The organism is Streptomyces sclerotialus (assembly GCF_040907265.1).
Lineage (GTDB): Bacteria > Actinomycetota > Actinomycetes > Streptomycetales > Streptomycetaceae > Streptomyces > Streptomyces sclerotialus.
In genome coordinates this window covers 324230-345617 of sequence record NZ_JBFOHP010000002.1, presented here as the reverse complement: position 1 = coordinate 345617, position 21388 = coordinate 324230, and the positions used below count along the sequence as shown (strand labels likewise).

Annotated in this window: 19 protein-coding genes; 7 read left to right on the top strand and 12 right to left on the bottom strand. The window is 71.6% G+C overall.

The window, feature by feature from the left end:
• The first annotated feature begins 107 nt into the window (after nucleotides 1-107).
• Together AAC944_RS01710 and AAC944_RS01705 are read left to right on the top strand one after the other, a co-directional pair.
• Nucleotides 108-722: a TetR/AcrR family transcriptional regulator gene (locus AAC944_RS01710; RefSeq protein WP_030607623.1), complete on the top strand. Its 615-nt coding sequence runs from the start codon at nucleotides 108-110 to the stop codon at nucleotides 720-722.
• A 177-nt stretch (nucleotides 723-899) separates the two neighbouring features.
• A complete protein-coding gene (locus AAC944_RS01705; RefSeq protein ID WP_051871312.1) occupies nucleotides 900-2387 on the top strand; it encodes an aromatic amino acid ammonia-lyase in 1488 nt (495 codons plus the stop codon).
• Nucleotides 2388-2420: 33 nt separating this feature from the next.
• On the opposite strand, the gene AAC944_RS01700 is transcribed toward AAC944_RS01705, so the two are convergent.
• Complete coding sequence (locus AAC944_RS01700) at nucleotides 2421-3167, bottom strand: helix-turn-helix transcriptional regulator (RefSeq protein ID WP_030607630.1); 747 nt, start codon at nucleotides 3165-3167, stop codon at nucleotides 2421-2423.
• Nucleotides 3168-3302: 135 nt separating this feature from the next.
• Here AAC944_RS01700 and AAC944_RS01695 point away from each other — a divergent pair, with 135 nt between their 5' ends.
• A complete protein-coding gene (locus AAC944_RS01695; protein WP_030607633.1) occupies nucleotides 3303-4481 on the top strand; it encodes an MFS transporter in 1179 nt (392 codons plus the stop codon).
• Here the strand turns inward: AAC944_RS01695 and AAC944_RS01690 are convergent.
• Together AAC944_RS01690 and AAC944_RS01685 are read right to left on the bottom strand one after the other, a co-directional pair.
• Nucleotides 4471-5760: a hypothetical protein gene (locus AAC944_RS01690; protein WP_196942713.1), complete on the bottom strand. Its 1290-nt coding sequence runs from the start codon at nucleotides 5758-5760 to the stop codon at nucleotides 4471-4473. The two genes, AAC944_RS01695 and AAC944_RS01690, sit on opposite strands and share 11 nt — an antisense overlap.
• A 222-nt stretch (nucleotides 5761-5982) precedes the next feature.
• Complete coding sequence (locus AAC944_RS01685; RefSeq protein WP_078888244.1) at nucleotides 5983-6708, bottom strand: L,D-transpeptidase family protein; 726 nt, start codon at nucleotides 6706-6708, stop codon at nucleotides 5983-5985.
• Nucleotides 6709-7076: 368 nt separating this feature from the next.
• On the opposite strand from AAC944_RS01685, the gene AAC944_RS01680 reads away from it, so the two are divergent.
• Nucleotides 7077-7505 carry a VOC family protein gene (locus AAC944_RS01680; protein WP_030607643.1) on the top strand — a complete coding sequence of 143 codons (429 nt, stop codon included), beginning with the start codon at nucleotides 7077-7079 and terminating at the stop codon, nucleotides 7503-7505.
• Between the two features lie 61 nt (nucleotides 7506-7566).
• Here the strand turns inward: AAC944_RS01680 and AAC944_RS01675 are convergent, their stop codons facing one another.
• Nucleotides 7567-8580 (bottom strand): AraC family transcriptional regulator, encoded by a 1014-nt coding sequence (locus AAC944_RS01675; protein WP_051871313.1) that lies wholly within the window; start codon nucleotides 8578-8580, stop codon nucleotides 7567-7569.
• Nucleotides 8581-8919: 339 nt separating this feature from the next.
• Here AAC944_RS01675 and AAC944_RS01670 point away from each other — a divergent pair, with 339 nt between their 5' ends.
• The gene (locus AAC944_RS01670; protein WP_030607648.1) at nucleotides 8920-10071 is read left to right on the top strand and encodes an FUSC family protein; all 1152 of its coding nucleotides are present in this window, start codon (nucleotides 8920-8922) and stop codon (nucleotides 10069-10071) included.
• Nucleotides 10072-10493: 422 nt separating this feature from the next.
• On the opposite strand, the gene AAC944_RS01665 is transcribed toward AAC944_RS01670, so the two are convergent.
• Complete coding sequence (locus tag AAC944_RS01665; RefSeq protein WP_030607650.1) at nucleotides 10494-11387, bottom strand: RNA polymerase sigma factor SigF; 894 nt, start codon at nucleotides 11385-11387, stop codon at nucleotides 10494-10496.
• A gap of 225 nt (nucleotides 11388-11612) precedes the next feature.
• On the opposite strand from AAC944_RS01665, the gene AAC944_RS01660 reads away from it, so the two are divergent.
• Complete coding sequence (locus tag AAC944_RS01660) at nucleotides 11613-11855, top strand: DUF5133 domain-containing protein (RefSeq protein ID WP_030607653.1); 243 nt, start codon at nucleotides 11613-11615, stop codon at nucleotides 11853-11855.
• Nucleotides 11856-11952: 97 nt separating this feature from the next.
• Here the strand turns inward: AAC944_RS01660 and AAC944_RS01655 are convergent, their stop codons facing one another.
• From AAC944_RS01655 to AAC944_RS01630, 6 genes are all read right to left on the bottom strand, one after another.
• Nucleotides 11953-13896, bottom strand: coding sequence for a DUF2264 domain-containing protein (locus AAC944_RS01655; protein WP_051871314.1), 1944 nt, complete (start codon nucleotides 13894-13896; stop codon nucleotides 11953-11955).
• A complete protein-coding gene (locus AAC944_RS01650) occupies nucleotides 13893-14912 on the bottom strand; it encodes a hydroxyacid dehydrogenase (RefSeq protein ID WP_030607659.1) in 1020 nt (339 codons plus the stop codon). The genes AAC944_RS01655 and AAC944_RS01650 overlap by 4 nt, the downstream gene beginning before the upstream one ends.
• Before the next feature lie 29 nt (nucleotides 14913-14941).
• Nucleotides 14942-15799: a carbohydrate ABC transporter permease gene (locus AAC944_RS01645; protein ID WP_030607662.1), complete on the bottom strand. Its 858-nt coding sequence runs from the start codon at nucleotides 15797-15799 to the stop codon at nucleotides 14942-14944.
• A complete protein-coding gene (locus tag AAC944_RS01640) occupies nucleotides 15796-16779 on the bottom strand; it encodes a carbohydrate ABC transporter permease (protein WP_030607665.1) in 984 nt (327 codons plus the stop codon). The genes AAC944_RS01645 and AAC944_RS01640 overlap by 4 nt, the downstream gene beginning before the upstream one ends.
• A 49-nt stretch (nucleotides 16780-16828) precedes the next feature.
• The gene (locus AAC944_RS01635) at nucleotides 16829-18160 is read right to left on the bottom strand and encodes an ABC transporter substrate-binding protein (RefSeq protein WP_030607667.1); all 1332 of its coding nucleotides are present in this window, start codon (nucleotides 18158-18160) and stop codon (nucleotides 16829-16831) included.
• A 143-nt stretch (nucleotides 18161-18303) separates the two neighbouring features.
• Complete coding sequence (locus AAC944_RS01630; protein ID WP_030607669.1) at nucleotides 18304-19515, bottom strand: substrate-binding domain-containing protein; 1212 nt, start codon at nucleotides 19513-19515, stop codon at nucleotides 18304-18306.
• Nucleotides 19516-19713: 198 nt separating this feature from the next.
• On the opposite strand from AAC944_RS01630, the gene AAC944_RS01625 reads away from it, so the two are divergent.
• A complete protein-coding gene (locus tag AAC944_RS01625; protein ID WP_078888246.1) occupies nucleotides 19714-20448 on the top strand; it encodes a GOLPH3/VPS74 family protein in 735 nt (244 codons plus the stop codon).
• 81 nt (nucleotides 20449-20529) lie between these two features.
• On the opposite strand, the gene AAC944_RS01620 is transcribed toward AAC944_RS01625, so the two are convergent.
• A complete protein-coding gene (locus AAC944_RS01620) occupies nucleotides 20530-21282 on the bottom strand; it encodes a restriction endonuclease (RefSeq protein WP_030607673.1) in 753 nt (250 codons plus the stop codon).
• Between the last annotated feature and the right edge of the window lie 106 nt (nucleotides 21283-21388).

The following is a 21388-nucleotide window of genomic DNA, read 5'->3' as shown; positions in this document are numbered from 1 at the left end:
GCTTCCCCTCCCGTTCGTCGCACCGTTCCGTTCCGATGCGCTCGCATCACATCGTGCCGGGGAACCCGTTATGATGCAAGTGCATCGGAACGAGGGAAGGGGCGGACGTGCCCAGGCAGGTCGACTACGAGGACCGGCGTCGGCAGATCGCCGAAGCGGTCTGCACTCTCATCGCGCGGTCCGGGCTGGAAGCCGTCAGCCTCCGAGACGTCGCCACCGAGGCGAACGTGTCGATGGGCGCCGTCCAGCGGTGCTTCCGCACGAAGGAAGACATGCTGCTCTCCGCACTGGAGCACATCTCCCAGCACGTCAGCGGCCGCGCCGAGCAGCGCATCGCCGCGGCCGCCAGCCCCGAGGCCGCAGCCACTCTGCTGGCCCACACCCTGACCGAACTCGCCCTGCTGGACGAGGAGTCCAAGACATTGGCACACGTCTGGCTGGCCTTCGCCACGCGTGCCTCAGCCGGCGACAAGGTGGCCGCCGTCCTGCACGACACCTACGCGAAACTGCACGACCTCATCACCTGGCTGATCCGCTACGGGCAGGACACCGGGGAAGTGCCCCGGTCCTTCGACCCCGACGGCGAAGCGGACACCCTCCTGGCGCTGGCGGACGGTCTCACGGTCCACGTCCTGGCGGGCCACCACACCCCTGCCGCGGCGCTGAACATCCTCCGACGCCACCTCGCCCACCTGCTGCCCGACGCACCCGAGGACGCCTGAGATCGCACGTCCTGGCGTGGCTCAGCCGCAGGGCTCGGGTCGAGCGGAAATGCGGGCCGACGAGAGCCGCCGCTGCCCGAAGCGGGTGGTGGGTCGCGTGAAGTGCTCTTGCCAAGATTGCGAAGGGAGAGTTCCGTGTGCCCTGCGAGATGAACAAGGCCTTGCCAAGGGAGCTGTATGCCGGACCGCCCTTCCTTTCCCGTGCCCTCCGCCACCACGCCGCAGACCTGCCTCCGCGTCAGTGGCACCGGCTTGACCTGTGTCGACGTCGTCCGTGCCGCACGGCGCCGCGTCCTCGTGCATCTGGACGGTGAAGCGCTCAAGCGGGCCGGGCGGGCGTACGAGATCGCCCGGGACAGCGGGGCCAAGCGGGCCGTGTACGGGCGCACCACCGGCGTCGGCGCCAACCGGCACGCCGTCGTCACCCCGGACGCCGCCGACCAGCACGGGCTGCGGCTGTTGCGCAGTCACGCGGGCGGCAGCGGGGACCGGTTGCCGGACGACGTGGTACGCGCCGGACTGCTCGTACGCCTCAACCAGCTGGCCGCCGCGGGCAGTGGCGTACATCCCCGGCTGCTCAGCGCCCTCGAGACCGCGCTGGCCGAGGACGCGTTGCCCTCGGTGCACACCCGCGGCGCCATCGGTACCGGCGACCTCACCGCCCTCGCCGAGATCGCGCTGACCCTCGCCGGGGAGCGGCCCTGGGCACGGGGATCGCTGGAGCCGGTGCCGGTCAGCCCGGGCGACGCCCTCGCGTTCATCTCCAGCAACGCCGTCACGCTCGCGGAATCGGTCCTGGCCTGGCACGACCTGAGCCGGCTGCTGCGCGCGAGCCATGTGATCACGGCGCTCTCCTACGCTGCGCTGGGCGGCTCGCCGGAGGCGTTCTCCGAGGTCGTGCACGCCGCACGCCCGCACAAGGGATCGCTGTACTGCGCCGCCGAGATGCGCCGCATCCTCGGCCTGGACACCGACGCGCCCGCCGGACGGCGCCTGCAGGACCCCTTCGGACTGCGCGCCTTCCCGCAGGTGCACGGCCCGGCACTGGACGCGGCCGACGCGCTGGAACGCGTACTGGACATCGACATCAACGCCGCCGCCGAGAACCCGCTGATCGACATCGGCGGCGAACAGGTCCACCACCACGGCCAGTTCTCCACGGCCTACCTCGCCCTCGCGCTGGACGGCCTGCGCGCCGCGCTGCACCACGCCGCCGAACTGTCCGCAGCGCGCCTGAGCGACCTGGTCGAGCCCGACCTCACCGGCCTGCCACCGTTCCTCGCCGCAGGCCCCGCCGGCAGCTCCGGCATCATGATCCTGGAGTACGTCGCACACGACGCGCTCGGCCAGCTCCGGCACGCGGCAGCCCCGGTCACCCTCGGCACCGCGGTGATCTCGCGCGGCCTGGAGGACCACGCCAGCTTCTCCACCCAGGCGGCGCGCAGCACCACATCGGCCGTCGCCGCCTACCGCGCGGTCCTGGCCTGCGAACTGATAGGCGCGGTACGGGCGCTGCGGCTCTCCGGTCCCGCCCTGCCGTCCGCACCCGTGGCCCGCGCCTTCGCGGCGGCCGCCGAACGGCTCCCGTACGTCGCTGAGGACCATCCCCTCAGCAGTGAGATCGAGCAGGCCGAGGCCCTGATCGGGGACTTCGCCGACTACTGACCCGGCCGCCGGTGCATCAGGACCGCCGACGCGTCAGGAGCGCCGGCCGTGGGTGCCGGGCGTGCAGCCGAAAGCGCGGCGGAAGACGTCGATGAAGGCGCTGGTGGAGGACCAGCCGCAGTGGTGCGCGACCGAGGTCACCGGCATGCCGTCGGCCAGCATGCGCAGGGCGTGGTACAGCCGCAGCCGGGTGCGCCACTGCGGGAACGTCATGCCCAGTTCACGCTGGAAGAGGCGGCTGAGCGTGCGGCCACCGGCGCCCACCGCGCTGCCCAGGGCGGCCAGGGTGCGCGGATCGGCCGGGTTGTCGTACAGCAGGTCGCAGACGGCGGCGAGGCGGGCATCGGTGGGAGCGGGCAGCTGGAGCGGCTGCTGGGGTGAGGCGCACAGCTGGTCGAGGAGGACCGCGCGCAGCCGCTGCCGCTCGGGCGAGCCGTCGTGCGGGCCTCGGGTGTAGGCGAGGAGCAGCTCCCGCAGCAGGGGACCGACGGCGAGGACGGTAGGGGCGTCGAGCCCGAGCGGATTGGTGTCGGGCGCCAGGCCGAGCAGGTGCAGCGCGAGGTGGCCGTGGGCCCGGTGGGCGTGGACGCAGCCGGCGGGCACCCAGATGGCCTGCGTACCGGGCGCGAACCAGGTCCCGGCGTCCGTGGTGACGGACAGCACGCCGGAACCCGCGTAGACGATCTGGTGCTCGTCATGCCGGTGCGCGTCGATGCTGTCTCCAGGAGCCAGCACCCTGATGCAGGTGGGAGCGTCGGGCGTGTGGCGGATGTCCGGCATACCTTGGCACTTTATCGGAAGCGCGCCAGAGCGCCCCGGGGCGACGATGACGAGGTGTCGACGAACCAACTCTCCTCCACCGCACGGCGCGCGGAACCCCGTACGTGGCGGCGCGCCGGCCGCCGTCCGAAGCCCATCACCCTGCTGTCGTTCGGACATGCCTGCGTGGACGTCTACCAGGGCGCGGTGGCAGCCCTGGTGCCGTTCTTCGTCTCGGAACGCGCCTTCACCTACGCCGCCGCCTCCGGTCTCGTCCTCGCCGCCTCCGTACTGTCCTCGGTGGTGCAGCCGCTGTTCGGAGCGCTCACCGACAAGTGGCCCCTGCCGTGGCTGCTGCCGGTCAGCACCCTGGTGGGCGGCGCCGGAGTCGCCCTCGCCGGGGTCTTCGACGCGTACGCGCTGACCCTGGCGGCCGTCGCGGTGTCCGGGATCGGCGTCGCCGCCTACCATCCGGAGGCCGCGCGCGTGGCACGGAACGCCGCGGGCCGCGGCAGCCACACCGCGATGGGCTGGTTCTCCCTCGGCGGCAACCTCGGCTTCGCCACCGCGCCCCTGATGGTCTCCGCCGTCATCGCCACCGGCGGCCTGCGCGCCTCCCCGCTCCTCGTCGTCCCCGCCCTCGCCGGCGCGGCGCTGTGCGTGGCCGCGCTGCGGGGGATGACGGCCCCCGCCGGGACGGAGCCCGCGCCCGACGCGGCGACGTCAGCGGCCGGGCGCCCGAGCCCGGAGCCGGCTCCCGCCCGGGACGACTGGGCCTCCTTCGCGAAGCTGTCGGGCGCCATCGTGTGCCGCTCGATCGTCTTCGTGGGCCTCAGCGCATTCCTCTCGCTGTACGTGCCGCAGCGCGCGGGCGGCGGCGAAGTCGCGGGAACCGCCGCGTTGTTCGTCCTCTACCTCGGCGGTGCCGTCGGCACCGTGACGGGCGGGAGGCTCGCCACCCGCTACGGCCGCATCCCGGTCGTCCAGTGGTCCTACGCGCTGACCGTGCTGGCGGTGGCCGGTGTGGTCCTCGTCCCCGGACCGCTGCTCTACGTGTGTGTCGCGCTCGCCTCGGCCGGCCTGTACGTGCCGTTCTCCCTGCACATCACCCTCGGCCAGGACTACCTGCCCCGGCGCGTCGGCACCGCCAGCGGCGTCACCCTGGGGCTGACCGTGAGCATCGGCGGCGTCGCCAGCCCGCTCATCGGCGCCCTCGCCGACGCCACCTCCCTGCAGACGGCCCTCGCACCGCTGATCGCGCTGCCCGCACTCGGCTGGCTCCTGCTGCGCACCCTGGACGAGCCCGAGCTCCCCGAAGCGGTGACTACGGCATGAGGATCTCCAGCCAGGGGTTCATGACCGTGATGTCGGAAGTCCTGCCGGGGAAGCGCTGGCGCCTGCACTCCTCGAGCAGGCCCGCCTCCACCTGTCCGCGCGCCTGCGTACCGGACGGCAGGAAATACGTACGGCCGCCCACCGCCGCCGCACCCCAGAACTGATAGTGCGTCAGGGTCAGGTAGACACGCTTGTTGATGTAGTCGAGGACGACCTTGGTGTTGTGCTCGCTGTTGGAGCCGGTACCGGTGTACTCGGCGAACCCCCGCGGGAAGTTGGCGCCCTGCTGGATCGCCGATCCGGTCCCGGCGCCGGAGTGTGCGGCGTAGTGGTCGTGCAGCGGACGGCCGTGCGCGGGCACCTGGTCGGCGAACGCGGCCGCGTCATTGCCGTGCGGCACCTGGGTGCCGGGCAGCCGGCCGAGATCGTCCTGATGCCAGCTGCGCAGCGTACCGGGCTCGTTGGGGGTGGTGTCCGGGGTGATACGGGTGTTGTTCTCGTCGTCGTACCCCTGCTGCCGTCGCGTCCGTTCGTCGATCACCGTGCCGCTCTCCAGCTGGAGGCGGACGTCGAAGAGGAGGTTGAGGAGCGGCCGCGGCAGCAGCCGCTTCGCCTGGTCCCAGGTCAGCTGCTTGAGCGGTTCGCTGCCGCTGCGGCCGGTGGTGACCGGTGCGTCGGGGGCCACTTCGCCCAGCCCCGGGCCGACCTTGTCCCACATGTCGGTGTCGCTCGCCCAGGCGACGCGCGGCGTGGTGAGGTCGGTGTGCTGGTAGCCGCCTTTGGGATCGACGTGGTAGCGGGTGTCCTTGTGGGCCGGAGCCGACGCCAGAGCGGCGTCGATCAGACCGATGAGCTCCGTGAGCGCGTCGATGCGGGCCTGGTCGACGGTGTTCCCCCGCAGGGCGCGCTTGGCCGCGGCCTTGAGCGCGGTACCGCCGTCGTCCGCGTAACCGACGGCCATCTGGTAGTCGTCCCACACGGCCGTCCGCAGGTACTCCTTGAGCTGGTCCGGGGTCAGCTCGGCCGCGGAGCCGTGGCCGTGTGCCCGCGCGTAGCCGTCGGGGGTCACCTTGACCGCTCGCTGCACGGTGACGGCGGGGCCCGCCTGGTCGCCTTCCCTGACGAGCTGTGCGACAGCGGTGTTGCCGGCCGAGCGCTGCAACGACAGCAACGAAGCGGGGGAGAGCGGTGCGTGCCGGGCCGCCGTGGGGACGGCGGGCCGCTGCCGGCGGACGCCTTGCTCCTCCTGCCGCTCGGGACTTCTTCCGAGAGAGCGCAAGGTGCCTCCGGTGGTGAGGGACGTGCAGAGTGCGAACCCCTCGATCGTCCCGCCCGTCCGACCGGCCGACCAGGGACTCCGGGGCAGATGAAGGGGCAGACGGAGGGGTAGCGGCGGGTGCCCTTGCGGTACGCGGCGGGCTGTGGTGGTGTCCCGCGGCATGTTCGTGGGCCGCCCCCACCACATCAGGACGGCCCACGGATCACGGCTGAGCCGGTACGGTCACGTCCCGGCCTTGCGCCCGTACACGTAGACCTCGTCGCCGTTCCTCAGCAGCTTCCAGTAGCTCCTGGCGTCCGCCGGCCGCATGTTGACGCAGCCGTGCGAGCCCGGCGCCGACCACACACTGCCGTCGATGGAGTGGAAGGCCTCGCCGCCGTCGAAGAACTGGCTGTACGGCATCGGCACGTCGTACAGCGAGGAGACATGGTCCTTGTGGCGCCAGTAGACGCGGTGCAGACCGGTGCGGGTCTCGAACTTGTTCCGCCCCGTACGCACCGGCACGGGACCCTTGACGAGCTTGCGGCCGTCCTGGATCCAGCTGATCTGCCGGGTCAGGTCCACGCACGCGATGCGTCCCTTGTTCACCGGGCACTTGCCGGCCCGGTTGGGGTTCTTGCCCGCCGCCTTCTGCTGCTTCACCAGCTTCATCACGTTCCAGGTGACCGGGCCGGCGTACCCGTACTGCGGGTGGATGCCGTGTGCACGCTGGAAATCCCGGATCGCGCGGCAGTCTCCGACCGACTGTCTGCCGTCGGCCTTGCGGCCGAGGAACCGCTCGGCCTGCTTCTGGTACGGCCCTTGGAGGCCGCCGCACCAGGAGCCGGAGGCGGCGGCCGCGGGCGCCGACTGCACCCCGACCACCAGCAGGGGTGACACCAGCCCTGCCGCCGCCGCGTACGCGATGCCGCGTCTCGCCCGTGGTATTCGTCTGCTTGTACTTACCATGCATCACCGCTCTCGTCTCGACGCCTGGCAGGCGTCCCCCAACGGATGAGTGCGACGGATGAGGCCGTATACACCTCATGAGCCACCGCACATTCACAGTAGATGTCCATCACCCAGCAAAACCGGCAATTACCGAACATGGACGGCCAATTCAGGTGTGTGAACGACGTTGCTCCCGGCCGCGCCCGGGGTTAGAGTCGGCCGGGTGACTGCCGGGTCGGCCATGTGCCACGCACGAGAGAGGGTCCCGGCCTCGGCGTGAGCGCGAGGCGGGCCAGGGGCCCGCCTGTCTTCCGAGTCTTTGCTCCCGGCGCCCGCCCGTGGCGCCGCATTCCGACGGCCCCGGAGACCGGAGACACCTCACACCCATGCCGTACGACCAGCAGTACTCACACGCACCCGAGGCGGCGACGGCCGCCGTCCAGCTGAACCACACCGTCATCCACGCCACCGACCGGCACCGGTCGGCTGAATTCCTCGCCGCGGTACTGGAGTTGGAAGTCGGCGCCCCGTTCGGCCCGTTCCTGCCCGTCGACCTCGGGAACGGCGTGACGCTCGACTACTACGAGAAGCGGGACGAGCCGATCCAGTCGCAGCACTACGCGTTCCTCGTCCCCGACGCGCGGTTCGACGCCATGATCGCGCGACTGGAGGCGGCCGGGGTGACCTACTACGCCGATCCCGGGCACACCGAACCCGGCCGGACGAACAGCCTCTTCGGCGGTCGCGGCGCATACTTCGACGACCCGGACGGCCACAACATGGAGATCATGACCTGGCCGTACGTCCGCCCCTAGCGGCCGTCCGGCGGGCCACATGACCGCTGAGAGGCCCGGTCGTCCCGGCCGGGCCTCTCGCTCAGCCCCGGCGTTCCTGCGACGGCAGCGTCCCGTACCTGGCCCGGTAGGCCGAGGCGAAGCGGCCCAGGTGGGAGAAGCCCCAGCGGACCGCTACCTCGGTGACCGTGACGGCGGGTCCCAGGCGGGTCAGGTCGCGGTGCGCGCGTTCCAGGCGCAGCCGGCGGAGATACGTCATCGGCGTGGTCTCCATGTGCTGCCGGAACCCGGCCTGCAGGGACCGCGGAGCGACACCGGCGATCCTGGCCAGTTCGCGCACGGTGAAGGGGTGCGCGGGATCGGCCTGCATGGCCTCGATCGCCGTCCTGACCGGACGCGGGCAGGTGCGGGCCGCCGGGCTGAGCAGCTCCTCCAAGTACTGGTGCGGGGTGGCGTGCAGCATCGTCGCGAGGAGGGTCTCGGCCAGCGGCGCGGCGGCGGCCGGCTGCTCCAGCAGGCCCGTCGGCGACAGCACCTCACGCTCCAGGATCCGCGCCAGCCCGGTCAGTGTCCGGCCCCTGCCGGCCGTCGGGTCGAAGCCGCCGGCGAAGCGCAGCGGCCGCACCGAGTGGTCGAGATAATCCGCCAAAGCGCCCTCGACCGCCTGCCGTTCGAAGCCCAGGGACAGCACCTCGGCGCTGTCGACCAACTCCGCGGTGGCCATGCCCGTCGGTTCGGTGACGGGCACCTGCCCGCGCGTGGCCGTGTACGCGTACCTCTCACCGCGGCGGGTCTGCACCAGCCCGCCGGTGCTGACGAAGTTGATGTGGTACGCGCCGAGACCGCCGGTCTCGATGAGGGTGTGGGGGCCGTACGCCACGACGTTGGTGTTGATCGGCCCCAGCTGTGTCCCCCGCATGTCCATCGCGAACCGGGCCGCTCCGGCCAGGGGCTTCAGCGTCACGGGATAGTGCATCACCTCGGCGATCAGGGCCCGGGCCCGGTCGACGTCACAGGTGTGCCAGTGCAGCGGTCCGGTGGCCCGCCGCTCCGTGCCGTGCGCCGGTGCTTCCCGGCCCGCGCGCTGCCCCGTCATCGCTGACTCAAGGAACTCAAGCCCTGCCCCCACCACGCGGTGAACCCGACGGATCGTTCCCTTGTGCGCCCATGCTATCGGGAGCGCAGGGCACCGTTGCCGCATGTCAGGTAGGCCACATGGCGCAGTTGCCAGGGGTGCTGGCGGGGCTGTCGGGTACCGGGGGGCAATGAACCACTGAAGACCACTGGACCTGGCCGGCGCCCTGGCGGGACCGGTGGACCTGGAGGGAGCGGAACGCTGAAGAACACGGAGCGCAGCAGCGACGGGAGCACGGCGCGGGCCGGTGAGCGGGCGGCGCCGCAGAGACAGCCGGCCGAGCTGGGCCGGACGGCACGCATCCGCCAGTGGTGGGGGAGGGCCTTCGGCTCGGCGGGGCACGAGCGGCACACGGCGCTGCTCATCGCCAAGAGCACACTGGCCGCCACGGTCTCCTGGGTGATCTCCTACAACCTGCTCCAGGCCCGGTCGCCGGCCTTCGCGCCCTTCTCCGCCGTGCTGATCATGCAGGTCACGATCTACCAGTCGCTCGTGCAGTCCCTGCGGTACGTGGGCGCCGTCGCGGCCGGTGTGGCCGTCCAGGCCGCGCTCGGCTTCCTGGCCGGCCCCGACGTGCTGACCTTCGCACTGGTCGCCGCCATCGCGCTCACCATCGGCCGCTGGCCGGCGCTGGGCGCACAGGGCTCCCAGGTCGCCACCGCGGCCTTCTTCGCCTTCTCCACCTACTCGACCGCCACGACCGATACCGAGAAGATCACCCAGCTCGGGCAGATCGTCCTGCTCGTGCTCATCGGCTGCGGCGTCGGCTTCCTGGTGAACCTCACCGTCTTCCCGCCGATGCGGTACCGCAGCGCCGAGTACGGCATCCGTACCCTCGCCCACGCCCTGTCCGACCTGGTCAGCGACGTCTACCCGGCGCTGCGCGACGGCGACCTGGACCGGGAACGTACCGAACAGTGGCGGGCGCGAGCGGCACAGACCGAAGGGCTCATCACACAGGCCAGGTCGGGGCTCCAGACCGCCAAGGAGAGCCTGTACTACAACCCGAGACGGCTGCTGCGGCGCGGCCGGGTGCCCACCGCTTTCGACGGGTACGCCTCGGTGATGGAGGCGCTGGAGCGGACCCTGCACCAGATGGCCTCACTGACCCGCAGTCTCGACCGCTGGCGAGCGGACCGCGAGGACGAGAACGGCGCGGACCACCGCCCCTTCCTCGCCTGCTACGCCCGCTTCCTGGAGTCCGTCGCCGCCCTCGCCGGAGTGCTCGAGGAGCTGACCGAGGAGTCCCTGGCGGACCAGGCACGACAGCTGCGCGAATGGGCGGACGAGGCCCAGCGGCGCCGTGAGCAGGTGGCCGACGAGGCCGAACGGCAGAACCTGCCCCTCACCGACCCGGCACGCCCGTACGGCGTGCTCGTCATCGAAGCCACCCGCCTGATGGAGGAGTTCCAGCACACCTGTGACGTCATCCAGGACCACGCCGGCGACTGAGCGCCCCGGGTCGACAGCCCACCGGCGACCAGCAGCCGCACCTGCCGCTCCCGCTCGGTGAGGCCGGTCCGTTCGCCAGTGGGACGACCGCGGCGGTCAGCGCCGGCAGCTGGACGGTGCGGGCGGTCACGGCCACGCCTGCCACCACACGCAGCACCAGCGGGCGGGGCAGCAGATCCTGCACACCGTGCCCGAGGGGGCGCTGGGGCCCTGGGCGGGCCTGGCGGTGATGGCCGCCTGGGCGCCGTCGTGGCGGGCGGCCTGGTGTCACTGCTGCGCAGGGACGTGTGACACAGCCGCGGTGCCGGCCGCCTCGCACGGGGGACGAGGCGGCCGGCACCGCGGTGGTACGGCCCGGCGGGAGCGGCACCGCCGGCTCCGCCCACTCGGCGGTCGCGTCGGCCGTTTCGGGGAGTGGCTTCTCAGGTGTGGGCGAGCAGGCCGCGGCGCAGCCGGGTCAGGATGCGGGTCAGGAGCCGGGAGACGTGCATCTGGGAGATGCCCAGTTCGCCCGCGATCTGGGTCTGGGTCATCTCCTGGCCGAACCGCATGTGCAGGATCCGGCGGTCCCGTTCGTCGAGTTCGTGCAGCAGGCCGCCCAGCGCGTGGATGTTCTCCACCAGCTCCAGGGCGGGGTCCGTCTCGCCGAGCACGTCCGTGAGGCTGCGGCCCTCGCCGTCCGAGTCGGAGCCGTCGTCCGGGGTGTCGAGCGGGCCGGCGGTGTAGCCGTTGCTCGCGACGAGGCCCTCGATCGTCTCCTCCTCGCTGATGCCGAGTTCGGCGGCGAGTTCGGCGACGGTGGGCTCCCGGTCCAGCGCGTTGACGAGCCGTTCCTTGGCCTGGGCCAGCTCGACCCGCAGCTCCTGCAGGCGCCGCGGGACGTGCACGGCCCAGGTGGCGTCGCGGAAGAACCGCTTGATCTCGCCCATGATGTACGGGACGGCGAAGGTGGGGAACTCCGTGCCGCGGGAGAGGTCGAACCGGTCGATGGCCTTGATCAGGCCGATGGTGCCGACCTGGACGATGTCCTCCATCTGCCCGGTGTCCCCGGCGCGGTTACGGAAGCGCCCGGCCACGAAGCGGACCAGGGCCAGGTTCATCTCGATCAGGGTGTTGCGGGCGTACTGGTACTCGCTGGTCCCCTCTTCGAGCACGGTCAGGCGCTCGAAGAACAGCTTCGACAGCGCCCTGGCGTCCTGGGGCGCCACCTTGACGGCGTCCTCGACCCACGGCAGCCCGGCGTCCACGGCAGCCTGGGACTCGCCCTCGAATCCCGTCACCTGCTCCTCGGCCTCAACCGCCAGTGACGTCGTCATGCTGTCATCCCTCCCGGACCGTCGTCATTGCCTCAGGGTTCAGCTTCTGCCCGGGGCAACGGCATCCATGCCCCTCATGCAGGAATTTTAATGCAGGAACCAGAGTTCCTGCTTTCTGTGGCATGTGGGCCCGTCGGAACTGTCACAAATGGGATTGCGTGTTCCTATGTGATGGGGGTACACGTGTGATGCCTGTTGGCTTCTGAGTGAAGAAGAGGTGTTGTTGTGCTGCTGCCGTCCCCTGAGACACTGCGGAATCTCATCGCCCGGTACGAGGAGGCCCAGCTCCTCCACTCCGAGCAAGGCACCTACGAGACGGCCCAGCGCCTGGAGGACGTCACCTACACCCTGTGCGTCTCGACCGGTACGCGTACGCCGGAGGCGGCTCTCGCGGTGGCGCACGACCACCTCTCCCGTACCGCCGCGTCGAAGCCGGCGTCGGCGTCGGACGTGATGCTCACCGCCTGACCGGCGGCTGCCTGCCCCGCCGGACCGGCCGGCCCCCGCCTCGTCCGGCGGGGGCCAACGTCGTTCACCGGCAGTACTCCCCGGCGGTCGCGATCCGTCAGCGGCCGTGCTCGACGGTCAGCGGTGCGAAGGCGATCCGGGTGACCGACCCGTCGTCGGCCCACCGGACGCGGATCTCCTCGGCACCGGCGTCCGCCGCCGCCACGGAGACGACATCGGTCAGCTCCTCCGGCGGTTCCTCCGCACCGGTCAGCGAGGCGAGGGCGGCCACCACCACCGTCGCGTCGGCCTCCTCGACGGGAGCCGTGCTGAGCCGAGGGACCACCGCCCAGCGGGTGCAGGCCGTGCCCTGCGGGGCGCGTACCTCGTCCCGCTCCGCCCAGCCGTGCACACCGACGAGTTGCGAAACCGGCTCCGATGCCCGCTCCGGGCCCGTCGCCCAGCCCGTCAGCCGTATCCGGCCGCCGTACGGCACCCCCGCGACCCGGTGCACCCGCAGTTCGTACCGCCCGCGGGCCACCGTCACGCTCCGCACCGTCAGCCCCGGCACCATCGGCGGGCCGGCGGCGAACACCGGGCGGTGCCAGGACGCCGCCCAGCCCCACCCGTCGCCGCCGCCGGCGCCCAGCGGGTGGATCCGGCAGCGCAGCGACGCCTGCCCGGCGACCTCGACCGAGAGGTGGTTGTCGGGCACGTTCCCGGAGGGCGTCGGTCCGGTACTGGTCGAGTAGGCGAAACGCCCGTACAGCACGTCGTGCACGGCGGCGGTGTCGCCCTCGTGCGGGCGTACGTGGTCGCTGCCGTGATTGTGCAGCCGGGCGATGCCGTCGGCCCCGGTGGTCTGGATGAGCAGGCCGGGAGCGGGAAGCGCGAGCACCCGGTCCGCACCCTCGACGGGCGCAGCCTCCTCGGTGGCCGTCCACAGTGGATCGTCGGCCGGAACGAGGAGCGACACGAACGCCTTGGACGCCCAGTACGGGGAGCCAGGACCGGAGTACGTCTGGAGGGTGGCGTCGTGCGGGCCGTGCCAGCCCAGGCTGAGCAGCCCGTCGTCGGCCCCCACCCCGCCCCGGGTGACGAAGTAGCGCAGCGCACCGCTGAGCAGCCGGCGGGAGACGCCGGGCGCGAGGGGTGTGTGCCCGGTCAGCGCGCCGAGACCCACCGCGGCCGTGGCGGCGAAACGGTAGGTCAGCGAGCGGCCGAAGTGGATCGGGGCGCCGTCGCCGCCGAAGAGGAGCGAGTAGCCCTCCAGGTGCTCGCTCAGCCGGGGACCGTAGAGGTCCAGCAGGTCCTTGTCGCCCGCCAGGTGGGCGTGGAGCACCGGGTACAGGTGCAGCGCCCAGCCGTTGTAGTGGTCGAAGGCGCGGCCGTCGCCGTCCGCGTACCAGCCGTCGCCGCGGTACCACGTCTCCAGCAGGTGCAGGCCGCGGTCGATGGCCCGCCGGGTCTCGGCGTCGCCCCGGCCGACCGACTCAAGGAAGCCCGCCACGGTGACGGCGAACAGGTACCAGTTGTTCGGTGCCGGGGTGTGCCGCAGGGCACCGCGCAGCCACTCCTCGGCGCGGTCCTGGACCGCGCCGTCGAGCCGGTCCCACAGCCACGGGCGGGTCAGCCGCAGGCCGAGCGCGACGGAGGCGGACTCCACCATCGGCTGGCCCTGGACGTGGTGGTCGAGGATCAGAGGCCAGGACTCGGTGTCCTCGCGGCCCGGCGTACGGGTACCGGCGGCGAGCCCGTCGGCGTACCGGCCGAGGAAACCGTGCGGGTCCGCGCCGCCCGCCCCCGCGGCGCGGAACGCCGCGGCGAGGAACGTGCGCGCGTACCCCTCCAGGCCGTCGGAGCGGACGCCGGAACGGGAGGGGCGCCCCGGCAGGTCCAGCAGCGCCCCGCCGGGCGTCGCCCAGCGCAGGGCGGCGCGGACCAGCCCGTCGGCTGCGGCTTCCCAGTGGGCCCGGGTGTAGCCGGTGTGCGGGCTCGCACCCCGGTCGGCGCCGGGTAGTCGCAGGAAGCCGTTCGTGCCGGTGACAGTGACGTCGTTCATGCCAGGAACGCCAGCCTTTCACGGTGTACGGGGTGGGCGAAGCCGTCGCCCCCGGCCCAACGGGCTACCTCACCCACCGTCAGGTCGGCGAGGCGGCGCCATTCGTTGCCCTGCGAGCCCGCCAGGTGCGGAGTCAGCAGGACGTTGTCGCAGTCCCACAGCGGATGGCCGGCGGGCAACAGCTCGGGTTCGGTGACGTCCAGTACCGCATGGATACGGCCCGCGGTGACCGCGTCGGTGAGCGCGTCCTGGTCGACGACGGCGCCCCGCGAGGTGTTGATCAGTGTGGCGCCGGGACGCAGCCGGCCGATCAGCGCACGGCTGACCATGCCGCGGGTGGCGGGCAGCAGCGGCGTGTGCACGCTGACGACATCGCTCGCGGCGAACAGCTGCTCAAGGCCCACGGTCGGCACGCCCAGCTCCGCGGCATCGGCCTCGGTGACGTACGGGTCGTAGAGCAGCACCTGGAGGTCGTACGGGCGGAGCAGTTCGATCACCCGCCGGCCGATCAGCGAGGCGGAGCAGATGCCCACCGTCCTGCGGTAGTTGCCCAGGGAGCGGTCGGTGCGCAGCCAGTTGTCACGGCTGCGGGCTGCGCGGTACTCACGGGCCCGCTCCAGGATCCGCTTGTTCGCCAGGAGAGTCATCGCCACGGTGTACTCGGCGACCGGCAGCGCATTGGCCGCGGCCGCCGAGGAGACCTCGATGCCGCGGTCCCAGCAGGCATCGGTGAGGTGGTGGCGGACGCTGCCCGCGGAGTGTGCGACGGCCCGCAGCCGGGGCGCGGCCGCCAGTACCGCGGTGTCGAGGGGCGGGCAGCCCCAGCCGGTGACCAGGAGTTCGGTCTCCGCGAGCACCGCGCGGGCCCGGTCGGTGGTGAGGTCGTCGAGTACGGGCGGCGGCGCCAGCTCGCACACGGCGGCGAGGGCGGCCGTCTCGTCCGGGCCGAAGACGGCCGCGGCGGCGTCCTGGCTCATGGCGAGCGCGGCACGCGGCCGGTGACGGGCGTCGGGCATGGAACTCCTTCGACGTGTCGTACGAGTGGTTACTTCACCGCTCCCGCGGTCAGGCCCGAGCGCCAGTAGCGCTGCAGCAGCATGAACGCGAGGATCAGGGGCAGCACCGCGAGCAGCGAGCCCATGACGACGACGGGGTAGTACTCGGGGGAGACGGTCGCCGAGCTGTTCCACGTGTACAGCCCCAGGCTCACCGGATACAGCTTCTGGTCGGACAGCATCACCATCGGCAGGAAGAAGTTGTTCCAGACCGCGGTGAGCTGGAAGAGGAAGACGGTCACCAGGCCGGGCCCGAGCATGCGCAGGGCGACCTTGAAGTACGCGGCCAGCTCGCCGGCGCCGTCGATGCGGGCCGCCTCCAGCACCTCGTCGGGCACGTAGCCCTGGCTGAAGATGCGGCCGAGGTAGACCCCGAAGGGGTTGAAGAGGACGGGGATGAAGACCGCCCAGAAGGTGTTGACCAGCCCGACGCCGGACGCCATCAGGTACAGGGGCAGGGCGAGGACGGTCTGCGGCACCATGACCGCGGCCAGCACCAGCCCGAACAGCTTCTCCTTGTGCCGGAAGCGGTACTTGTCGAAGGCGTAACCGCAGGCGACGCTGATCAGCGCACCGAGCGCAGCGCCCACCACCGCGTACAGCAGGCTGTTGCCGTACCAGCGGCTGTAGAGTCCGCCGTCCATGGCGAACAGGTCACCCAGATTGGCGAACAGGGAGAAGTCGCCGAGGGACAGCAGATCGCTGCTGAAGAGCGCCTCGCGGTTCTTGGTGGCGGCGAGCACCAGCCACAGGACGGGCAGCAGGGTGTAGAGCACGCACACACCGACGACGGCGTTCACGGCGGTCCGGCCGAGCATCCGGGGGCGCAGGGTGGAGGTGGTACTCATCGGGCGGCCTCCGCCTTCTCGCCGGACCGGTTGGTCCAGCGGGTCACGCCGTAGGACAGGGCGATGGTGCAGAGGAGCAGGATCACCGAGGCGGCCGCCGCCAGGCTGTAGTTGTTGCGGTTGAAGGCGGCGTCGTAGATGTACATGCTCGGCGTGAACCGCGAGTTGATCATCGGCGTCTGCTGGCCGAGCAGCATCGGCTCGGTGAACAGCTGCAGCCCCCAGATCAGCGTGAACATCGCGACCATGACGACGGACGAACGCACCAGCGGGGCCTTGACCTGAAGAGCCGTGCGCACCGGCCCCGCACCGTCGACCACCGATGCCTCGATCACCTCGCGCGGGACGGCCTGGAGCGCGGCGTAGAAGATGATGGTGTTGTAGCCGAGATTGCTCCACACCGCGATGTTCACGATGGAGGGCAGGACCGTGTGGACGCCCAGGAAGTCGACGGTGATGTCACCGCGCGCCAGCAGTTCGATCACCGGGCTGATGCCGGGGGTGTAGAGGTACAGCCAGATGATCGCGGCGATGATGCCGGGCACGGCGTGCGGCAGGAACAGCGCCAGCTGCGCCCAGGACCGCAGCCGCACCACACCCGAGTCCAGCAGCAGGGCGAGCGCCAGGGCGCACACCACCATCAGCGGGATGTAGACCAGGCAGTACGCGGCGACCGTGCCGAGGCCGCCGAGGAAGGTCGGGTCGGTGACGACGGCGGCGTAACTGCGCAGTCCGACGAAGACCGTCCGCTCCGGGCCGAAACCGAGACCCGGCTGGTCGGCACCGAAGAAGCTCAGCCACACGGCGGTACCGACGGGGATGAGGAAGACCGTCGCGAGCAGCACGAAGAACGGCGTCATCAGCACGCCGCACGCGCCGAGCTGCCGTCTTCGCGCCCCGCGCCGCTGGTCGGCGGAGGACCGGGAAGCGGCCCGGGACGGCAGCGCGACGGTGTCCGTGGTGGTTGTGGTCGTGGTCATGGTGTCACCTGCCTCTCTGATGACTCTCTGGTGCCTCTCTGACGATTGGTCAGCTGCTGTGTTCGGTGGTGGACAGACCGAGGGCCTTGAGGTCGGGCATGGTGCCGCGCTGCGCTTCGCGTACCGCGCCGATGATCGTGCCCTGACCGCCGGCGGCACGGGCGAACCCGTCCTGCATGACTTTCTGCGTCGCCGTCATCCGCGGCCCCCACGTCCACCGGTCGTCTATGAGCTCGGCCTGCTCGCGGAAGAGCGCGTAGATGTCCTGGCCGGAGTAGTACCGGCGGTCGAAGGCCTTGCGGCCCACCTCGATCAGGCCGGGCGCCGCGGGGAACTGACTGCTGGTACCGCTGGAGAGGCGGGCCCGCAGTGCGTCGGGATGGGTGACCTGCCAGCTGATGAACTCCAGCGCGGCCTCGGGATGACGGCAGTCCTTGGTGACGGCGAACGTGGACCCGCCGTGGGTGGCGCTCACCGGCCTCTTGGTGTCCCACTGGGGGAGCGGGGCGACGGCCCATTTGCCCGCCTGCTGGGGGTGGGCGTTCATCTGTGCGCCCGCGTCCCAGGCGCCGCTGAGCCGGGCGAGCAGCCGGCCCTGGCCCACCTGGGCGGTGCCGCGCGTGCCTTCGGTGGGATTCATGAAGACCAGGTCCTGGTCGTACAGCCGCTGCCAGTAGCCGGCCACCCGCCGGCTCGGAGCATCGGCCATGGAGACGTTCCAGGCACCGCGCGAGGTGTCGAACCAACGGCTGCCCGCCTGCCAGGACCAGGCGGCGAACTGCGTCATGCCGTCAGTGGGGAACAGCGCCAGGCGGCGGTCCGGCGCGCGCTTCCGCACCACCCGCGCCGCCTCCTCGAACTCGTCCCAGGTGGCCGGGGCATCGAGGCCGTACTCCCGGAAGAGGTCCGTCCGGTAGTGCAGCACCATCGGCTCGATGTCCAGCGGAACACTGAAGATCCGGCGGTCGAAGGTGGTCAGCTGGAGAGCCTGCGGCAGCAGCTTGCCGCGCAGGTCGTCATCGACCAGGTCGGTGATGTCCCGGGCCACCCCGTCGATCGCGAAACCCGGGACCTGGGGGTACTCGATGGTGGCGACGTCCGGCGCGTTCCCGGCCCGGGCGGCGTTGCTGAGCTTGGCGTATCCGCCCTGCGCGCCGGACGGCACCTGCTGGAAGTCCACCTGGATGTGATCGTGCGTGCGGTTGAACGCGTCCACCACTTCCTGACTGCCGCGCAGGGCGGACCAGAAGGTGACGCGAGTGGTGCTCTTGCCAGTGCTGCGCGGCTGTCTGCCGCCGCTGCCGGTGCAGGCGCTCACACCGGACACGGACAGGGCGGCGAGCGCAGCGAGTACGGAACGACGGCTCTGTTGACCCGGCATGCGTGCCTCCCGCGGCTCGTTTCGGGACACGGGAATAGTGATCGGCGTAACACAACCCGGTCAATAGACCGATCAGAAGAAAATAAAGCGGTCAAACGCTCATCCCGTGCTTTCGCTGCCGCTTCTGACGCCTCCTCACCAGCTCAGCTGTTCGCCGGACCGGTCGAACCGCGGACCTGCAGATCCGGCAGCAGCTCGATACGCCGTACGGGTGCCGGCCGCTCTCCGGCAGGCCGCCGCAGCCGGTGCAGCAGCAGCTCCGCCGCCGCCCGCCCCACCTCGGCCTTGGGCGGCGCCACCGCGGTCAGCGGGGTACTGCCCAACGCGGCGATGACATCGTCGTAGGCCACCGCAGAGAAGTCCTCCGGCACCCTGATCCCGGCCTCCTGGAACCGCTGGACCAGCATCAGAGCATCCGTGTCGCCGTGCAGCAGGGCGGCGGTGGCACCACGTGCACGCACCAGGCCGAGGACGTCGGGCTGCGCGTCCGGGCCCGCAGGCCGACCACGGCCGGACTCCCGCGCATGCTCGGTACGCGACCGCTCCCCATGCTCCGACCGTTCCGCATGCTCCGCACGCGACCGTTCCGCCGGCTCCGGTACGGCGTCCGGCGAACTCAGCGTCACCGCCCAGTCCTCGATCTCCGCCCGCTCCGCCGCGATCGCGGCGAACGCCGCACGCACCGCCCGGGCCGTCGGACTGTCGTCCCGCGCGGCCAGCACGATCCGCCGGTGCCCCAGCGCCACCAGATGCTCGACGGCGAGGTGCACGCCGTACCAGTGGTCGGAACAGACCGAGTCCAGCGCATGCAGCGCACTGCCGGGCCGCGGCCGGCGCTCCATCAGCACGGTCGGTACGTCCAGCGAGCCGAGCCAGCCGTAGTCGGCCTCCTCGGCACCCTGCCCGCGCCACCGCGGCGCGATCAGCAGCCCCCGCACACCACTCGCCAACGCCCGCTCCACCATGGGGCGTTCACCGCCGGACACGGCCGGCGCGATGTGCAGCGCGATCCGCATGCCGGCCTCCTCCAGCACCGTACGCGCACCGTGCAGGGTCTCGAAGAGGTACGAGTGCCGCTCGGGAACCACCAGGCCGACCGCCGGGGCACCGTCCTCACCCGGCCGCGGGCCCGGCACCGCCGCCGTGGCGCCGCCCGCCCCCTCGACCGGCACGATCGAACGCGCCACGCCGTGCCCGCGCCGCAGCTTTCCGGCGCGCGCCAGCTCCTCCACGTCCCGGCGGACGGTGACCACCGAGACCTCCAGCTCGGCCGCGAGATCGGAGACGCGGGCCGAACCGCGCGACCTCAGTACGGCCAGGATCCGCTGCCGCCGGAGTTCGACCGGTTCCCGCATGTCGCGCCCCCCTGTGTGCGTTTGAGCGTTCGGCCGCAGCATAACGATCAGCGCGCCCCGGAACGAGACCCCGCCGCAACGGGCAGGGACCGCCCGCACAGCGGGTGACGGGGTGCCCGTACAGCGGGTGGCGGGCTGCCCGTGCAGCGGGGGACGGCTGAGGCAACCGCTGATCGTCGCTGCCGCGTCCTTCCTCCCATGACCACACTTCCCCCGCCCGGCCTGACGATGGCAGAGGAACTGCTGCTCCTCGGACTCGACCCCGCCCGGTCCCGGCCCCGCGTCCAGCGCAGCTACCTCCGCTACGGCCTGGCCGCTGCGCTCCTCGCGGAGCTGGAGGCGTACGGCAGTGTGACCGAGGACCGAGGACGGATCACCGTCCTGCGCCCACTGCCCACGGGACAACCACTGCTGGACGAAGCGCTCAACACCCTCTCCGCCGGTTCAGCGGTCGGTTCAACAGCCGGCTCAGCAGGCGGTTCAATAGGCGGTTCAATGGGCGGTTCAATGGGCGGTTCAATGGGCGGATCAGGCAAGGCGAAGGGCAGGGGCGAGCGCCTGGGGGGCTGGATCCGGCGCCACGGAGCCCGCGCGGAGCAGCTCGCCGCGGCCGCCCTCGCCGCCCGTGGCACGATCCGCATCGAGGAGCAGCGGGCGCTCGGCCTGTTCCCGCACCAGCGCTTCCACGTCACCGACCAGCAGACACACGGCCAGGCCCTGGCCTCCCTCCACAACGCCGTGGAACAGGGCTTCCCCGACCGCCGCTCCCGCGCCCTGGCCGGGCTGCTCCTGGCGACGGAGGTGGCGACGCGTCTCGACGTCCCCTGGCGCGTACGCCGCGAACTGAGACCTCTGGTCCGCGAACAGTGGTTCGCGGAGGCCGTCCGCAAACAGATCTACTCGGACAAGTCCGCGGCGGGCGGGGGAGGGTGATCACCACCGCCCGAAGCAGCCGTAAGCACGACCGGAAGAGGAAGTCCCCGGGCGCGCCGGCCCGTTCGACGGCCCGGAGTGTCAGTCCCAGGGGGCGGGGCCCGTGCCGGTGGTCCAGGCGGTCAGTTCCGTGCCGTCGAAGCAGAGGATGCCGCACTGTTCGGCGTACTCGATCGCCGGGTCGGTGAACGAGCTGGTGGTGACGAGGACCGCGAGGTCGGCGCCGTGGACGGCGAAGCAGGTACCGCCGAAGCGCTGCAGGTCCTGGGAACCGACCTTGTGCGTGTCCGCGTACCGCTTGCACTGGATGACGACGGTGCGGCCGTCCGGTGCCGTGGCCACGATGTCCGCGCCCAGGTCGTTGGCGCCACCGACGACGCTGACGTCCCGGCAGCCGTCCCGCTCGCACAGGGCGGCCACCGCGGCCTCGAACTCCTCCGCGTCCAGGGCCGCGTAGTCCTCCACGCGCACGGACTCCTCGGCCGCGGCATCTTCCACGACGGGCTCCGGCTCCGCCACGACGAACCCCGCTGCTTCCTCCTCGGGCAGCCCGCTCACGGGGCCGGTACGACGCGCCCGCCCACGCGTACGGGCGCGGAGTACCCCGACGATCAGTACCGCGATGGCCAGGCCCACCAGAAGGCTCGCCACGGGGTGGCCGGCCGCGCTGTCGAGGCCCGTCCGCACCATCAGGCCGATGCCGAGGATGCCGATGGCGATCAGCCCGAAGCAGACGGTCAGCTGTCTCAGGCTGAAGGCGGGACGGCGGGTCGAGGGCCGGGACGAGGGCCGGGTCCGGGGGCGAGGCCGGGGCCGGCGTATCGGTGTGACCATGAGCTGCTCTCCCTGGCTCGGACGAAGATCGTTTTCACCAGGTGCCCCGGATACGCCGAGTTACTGCTCTTACCTTCAACGGCCTGCAGTCGTCAACGGCTTGCAG

Bases quoted from the DNA above. Each gene is read 5' to 3' on its own strand.
- AAC944_RS01700 (WP_030607630.1), bottom strand. From the start codon at position 3,167: ATGCCGGACATCCGCCACACGCCCGACGCTCCCACCTGCATCAGGGTG.
- AAC944_RS01680 (WP_030607643.1), top strand. From the start codon at position 7,077: ATGCCGTACGACCAGCAGTACTCACACGCACCCGAGGCGGCGACGGCC.
- AAC944_RS01685 (WP_078888244.1), bottom strand. From the start codon at position 6,708: ATGGTAAGTACAAGCAGACGAATACCACGGGCGAGACGCGGCATCGCG.
- AAC944_RS01655 (WP_051871314.1), bottom strand. From the start codon at position 13,896: ATGAACGACGTCACTGTCACCGGCACGAACGGCTTCCTGCGACTACCC.
- AAC944_RS01625 (WP_078888246.1), top strand. From the start codon at position 19,714: ATGACCACACTTCCCCCGCCCGGCCTGACGATGGCAGAGGAACTGCTG.
- AAC944_RS01675 (WP_051871313.1), bottom strand. From the start codon at position 8,580: ATGACGGGGCAGCGCGCGGGCCGGGAAGCACCGGCGCACGGCACGGAG.
- AAC944_RS01630 (WP_030607669.1), bottom strand. From the start codon at position 19,515: ATGCGGGAACCGGTCGAACTCCGGCGGCAGCGGATCCTGGCCGTACTG.
- AAC944_RS01650 (WP_030607659.1), bottom strand. From the start codon at position 14,912: ATGCCCGACGCCCGTCACCGGCCGCGTGCCGCGCTCGCCATGAGCCAG.
- AAC944_RS01640 (WP_030607665.1), bottom strand. From the start codon at position 16,779: ATGACCACGACCACAACCACCACGGACACCGTCGCGCTGCCGTCCCGG.
- AAC944_RS01645 (WP_030607662.1), bottom strand. From the start codon at position 15,799: ATGAGTACCACCTCCACCCTGCGCCCCCGGATGCTCGGCCGGACCGCC.
- AAC944_RS01635 (WP_030607667.1), bottom strand. From the start codon at position 18,160: ATGCCGGGTCAACAGAGCCGTCGTTCCGTACTCGCTGCGCTCGCCGCC.
- AAC944_RS01620 (WP_030607673.1), bottom strand. From the start codon at position 21,282: ATGGTCACACCGATACGCCGGCCCCGGCCTCGCCCCCGGACCCGGCCC.
- AAC944_RS01705 (WP_051871312.1), top strand. From the start codon at position 900: ATGCCGGACCGCCCTTCCTTTCCCGTGCCCTCCGCCACCACGCCGCAG.
- AAC944_RS01665 (WP_030607650.1), bottom strand. From the start codon at position 11,387: ATGACGACGTCACTGGCGGTTGAGGCCGAGGAGCAGGTGACGGGATTC.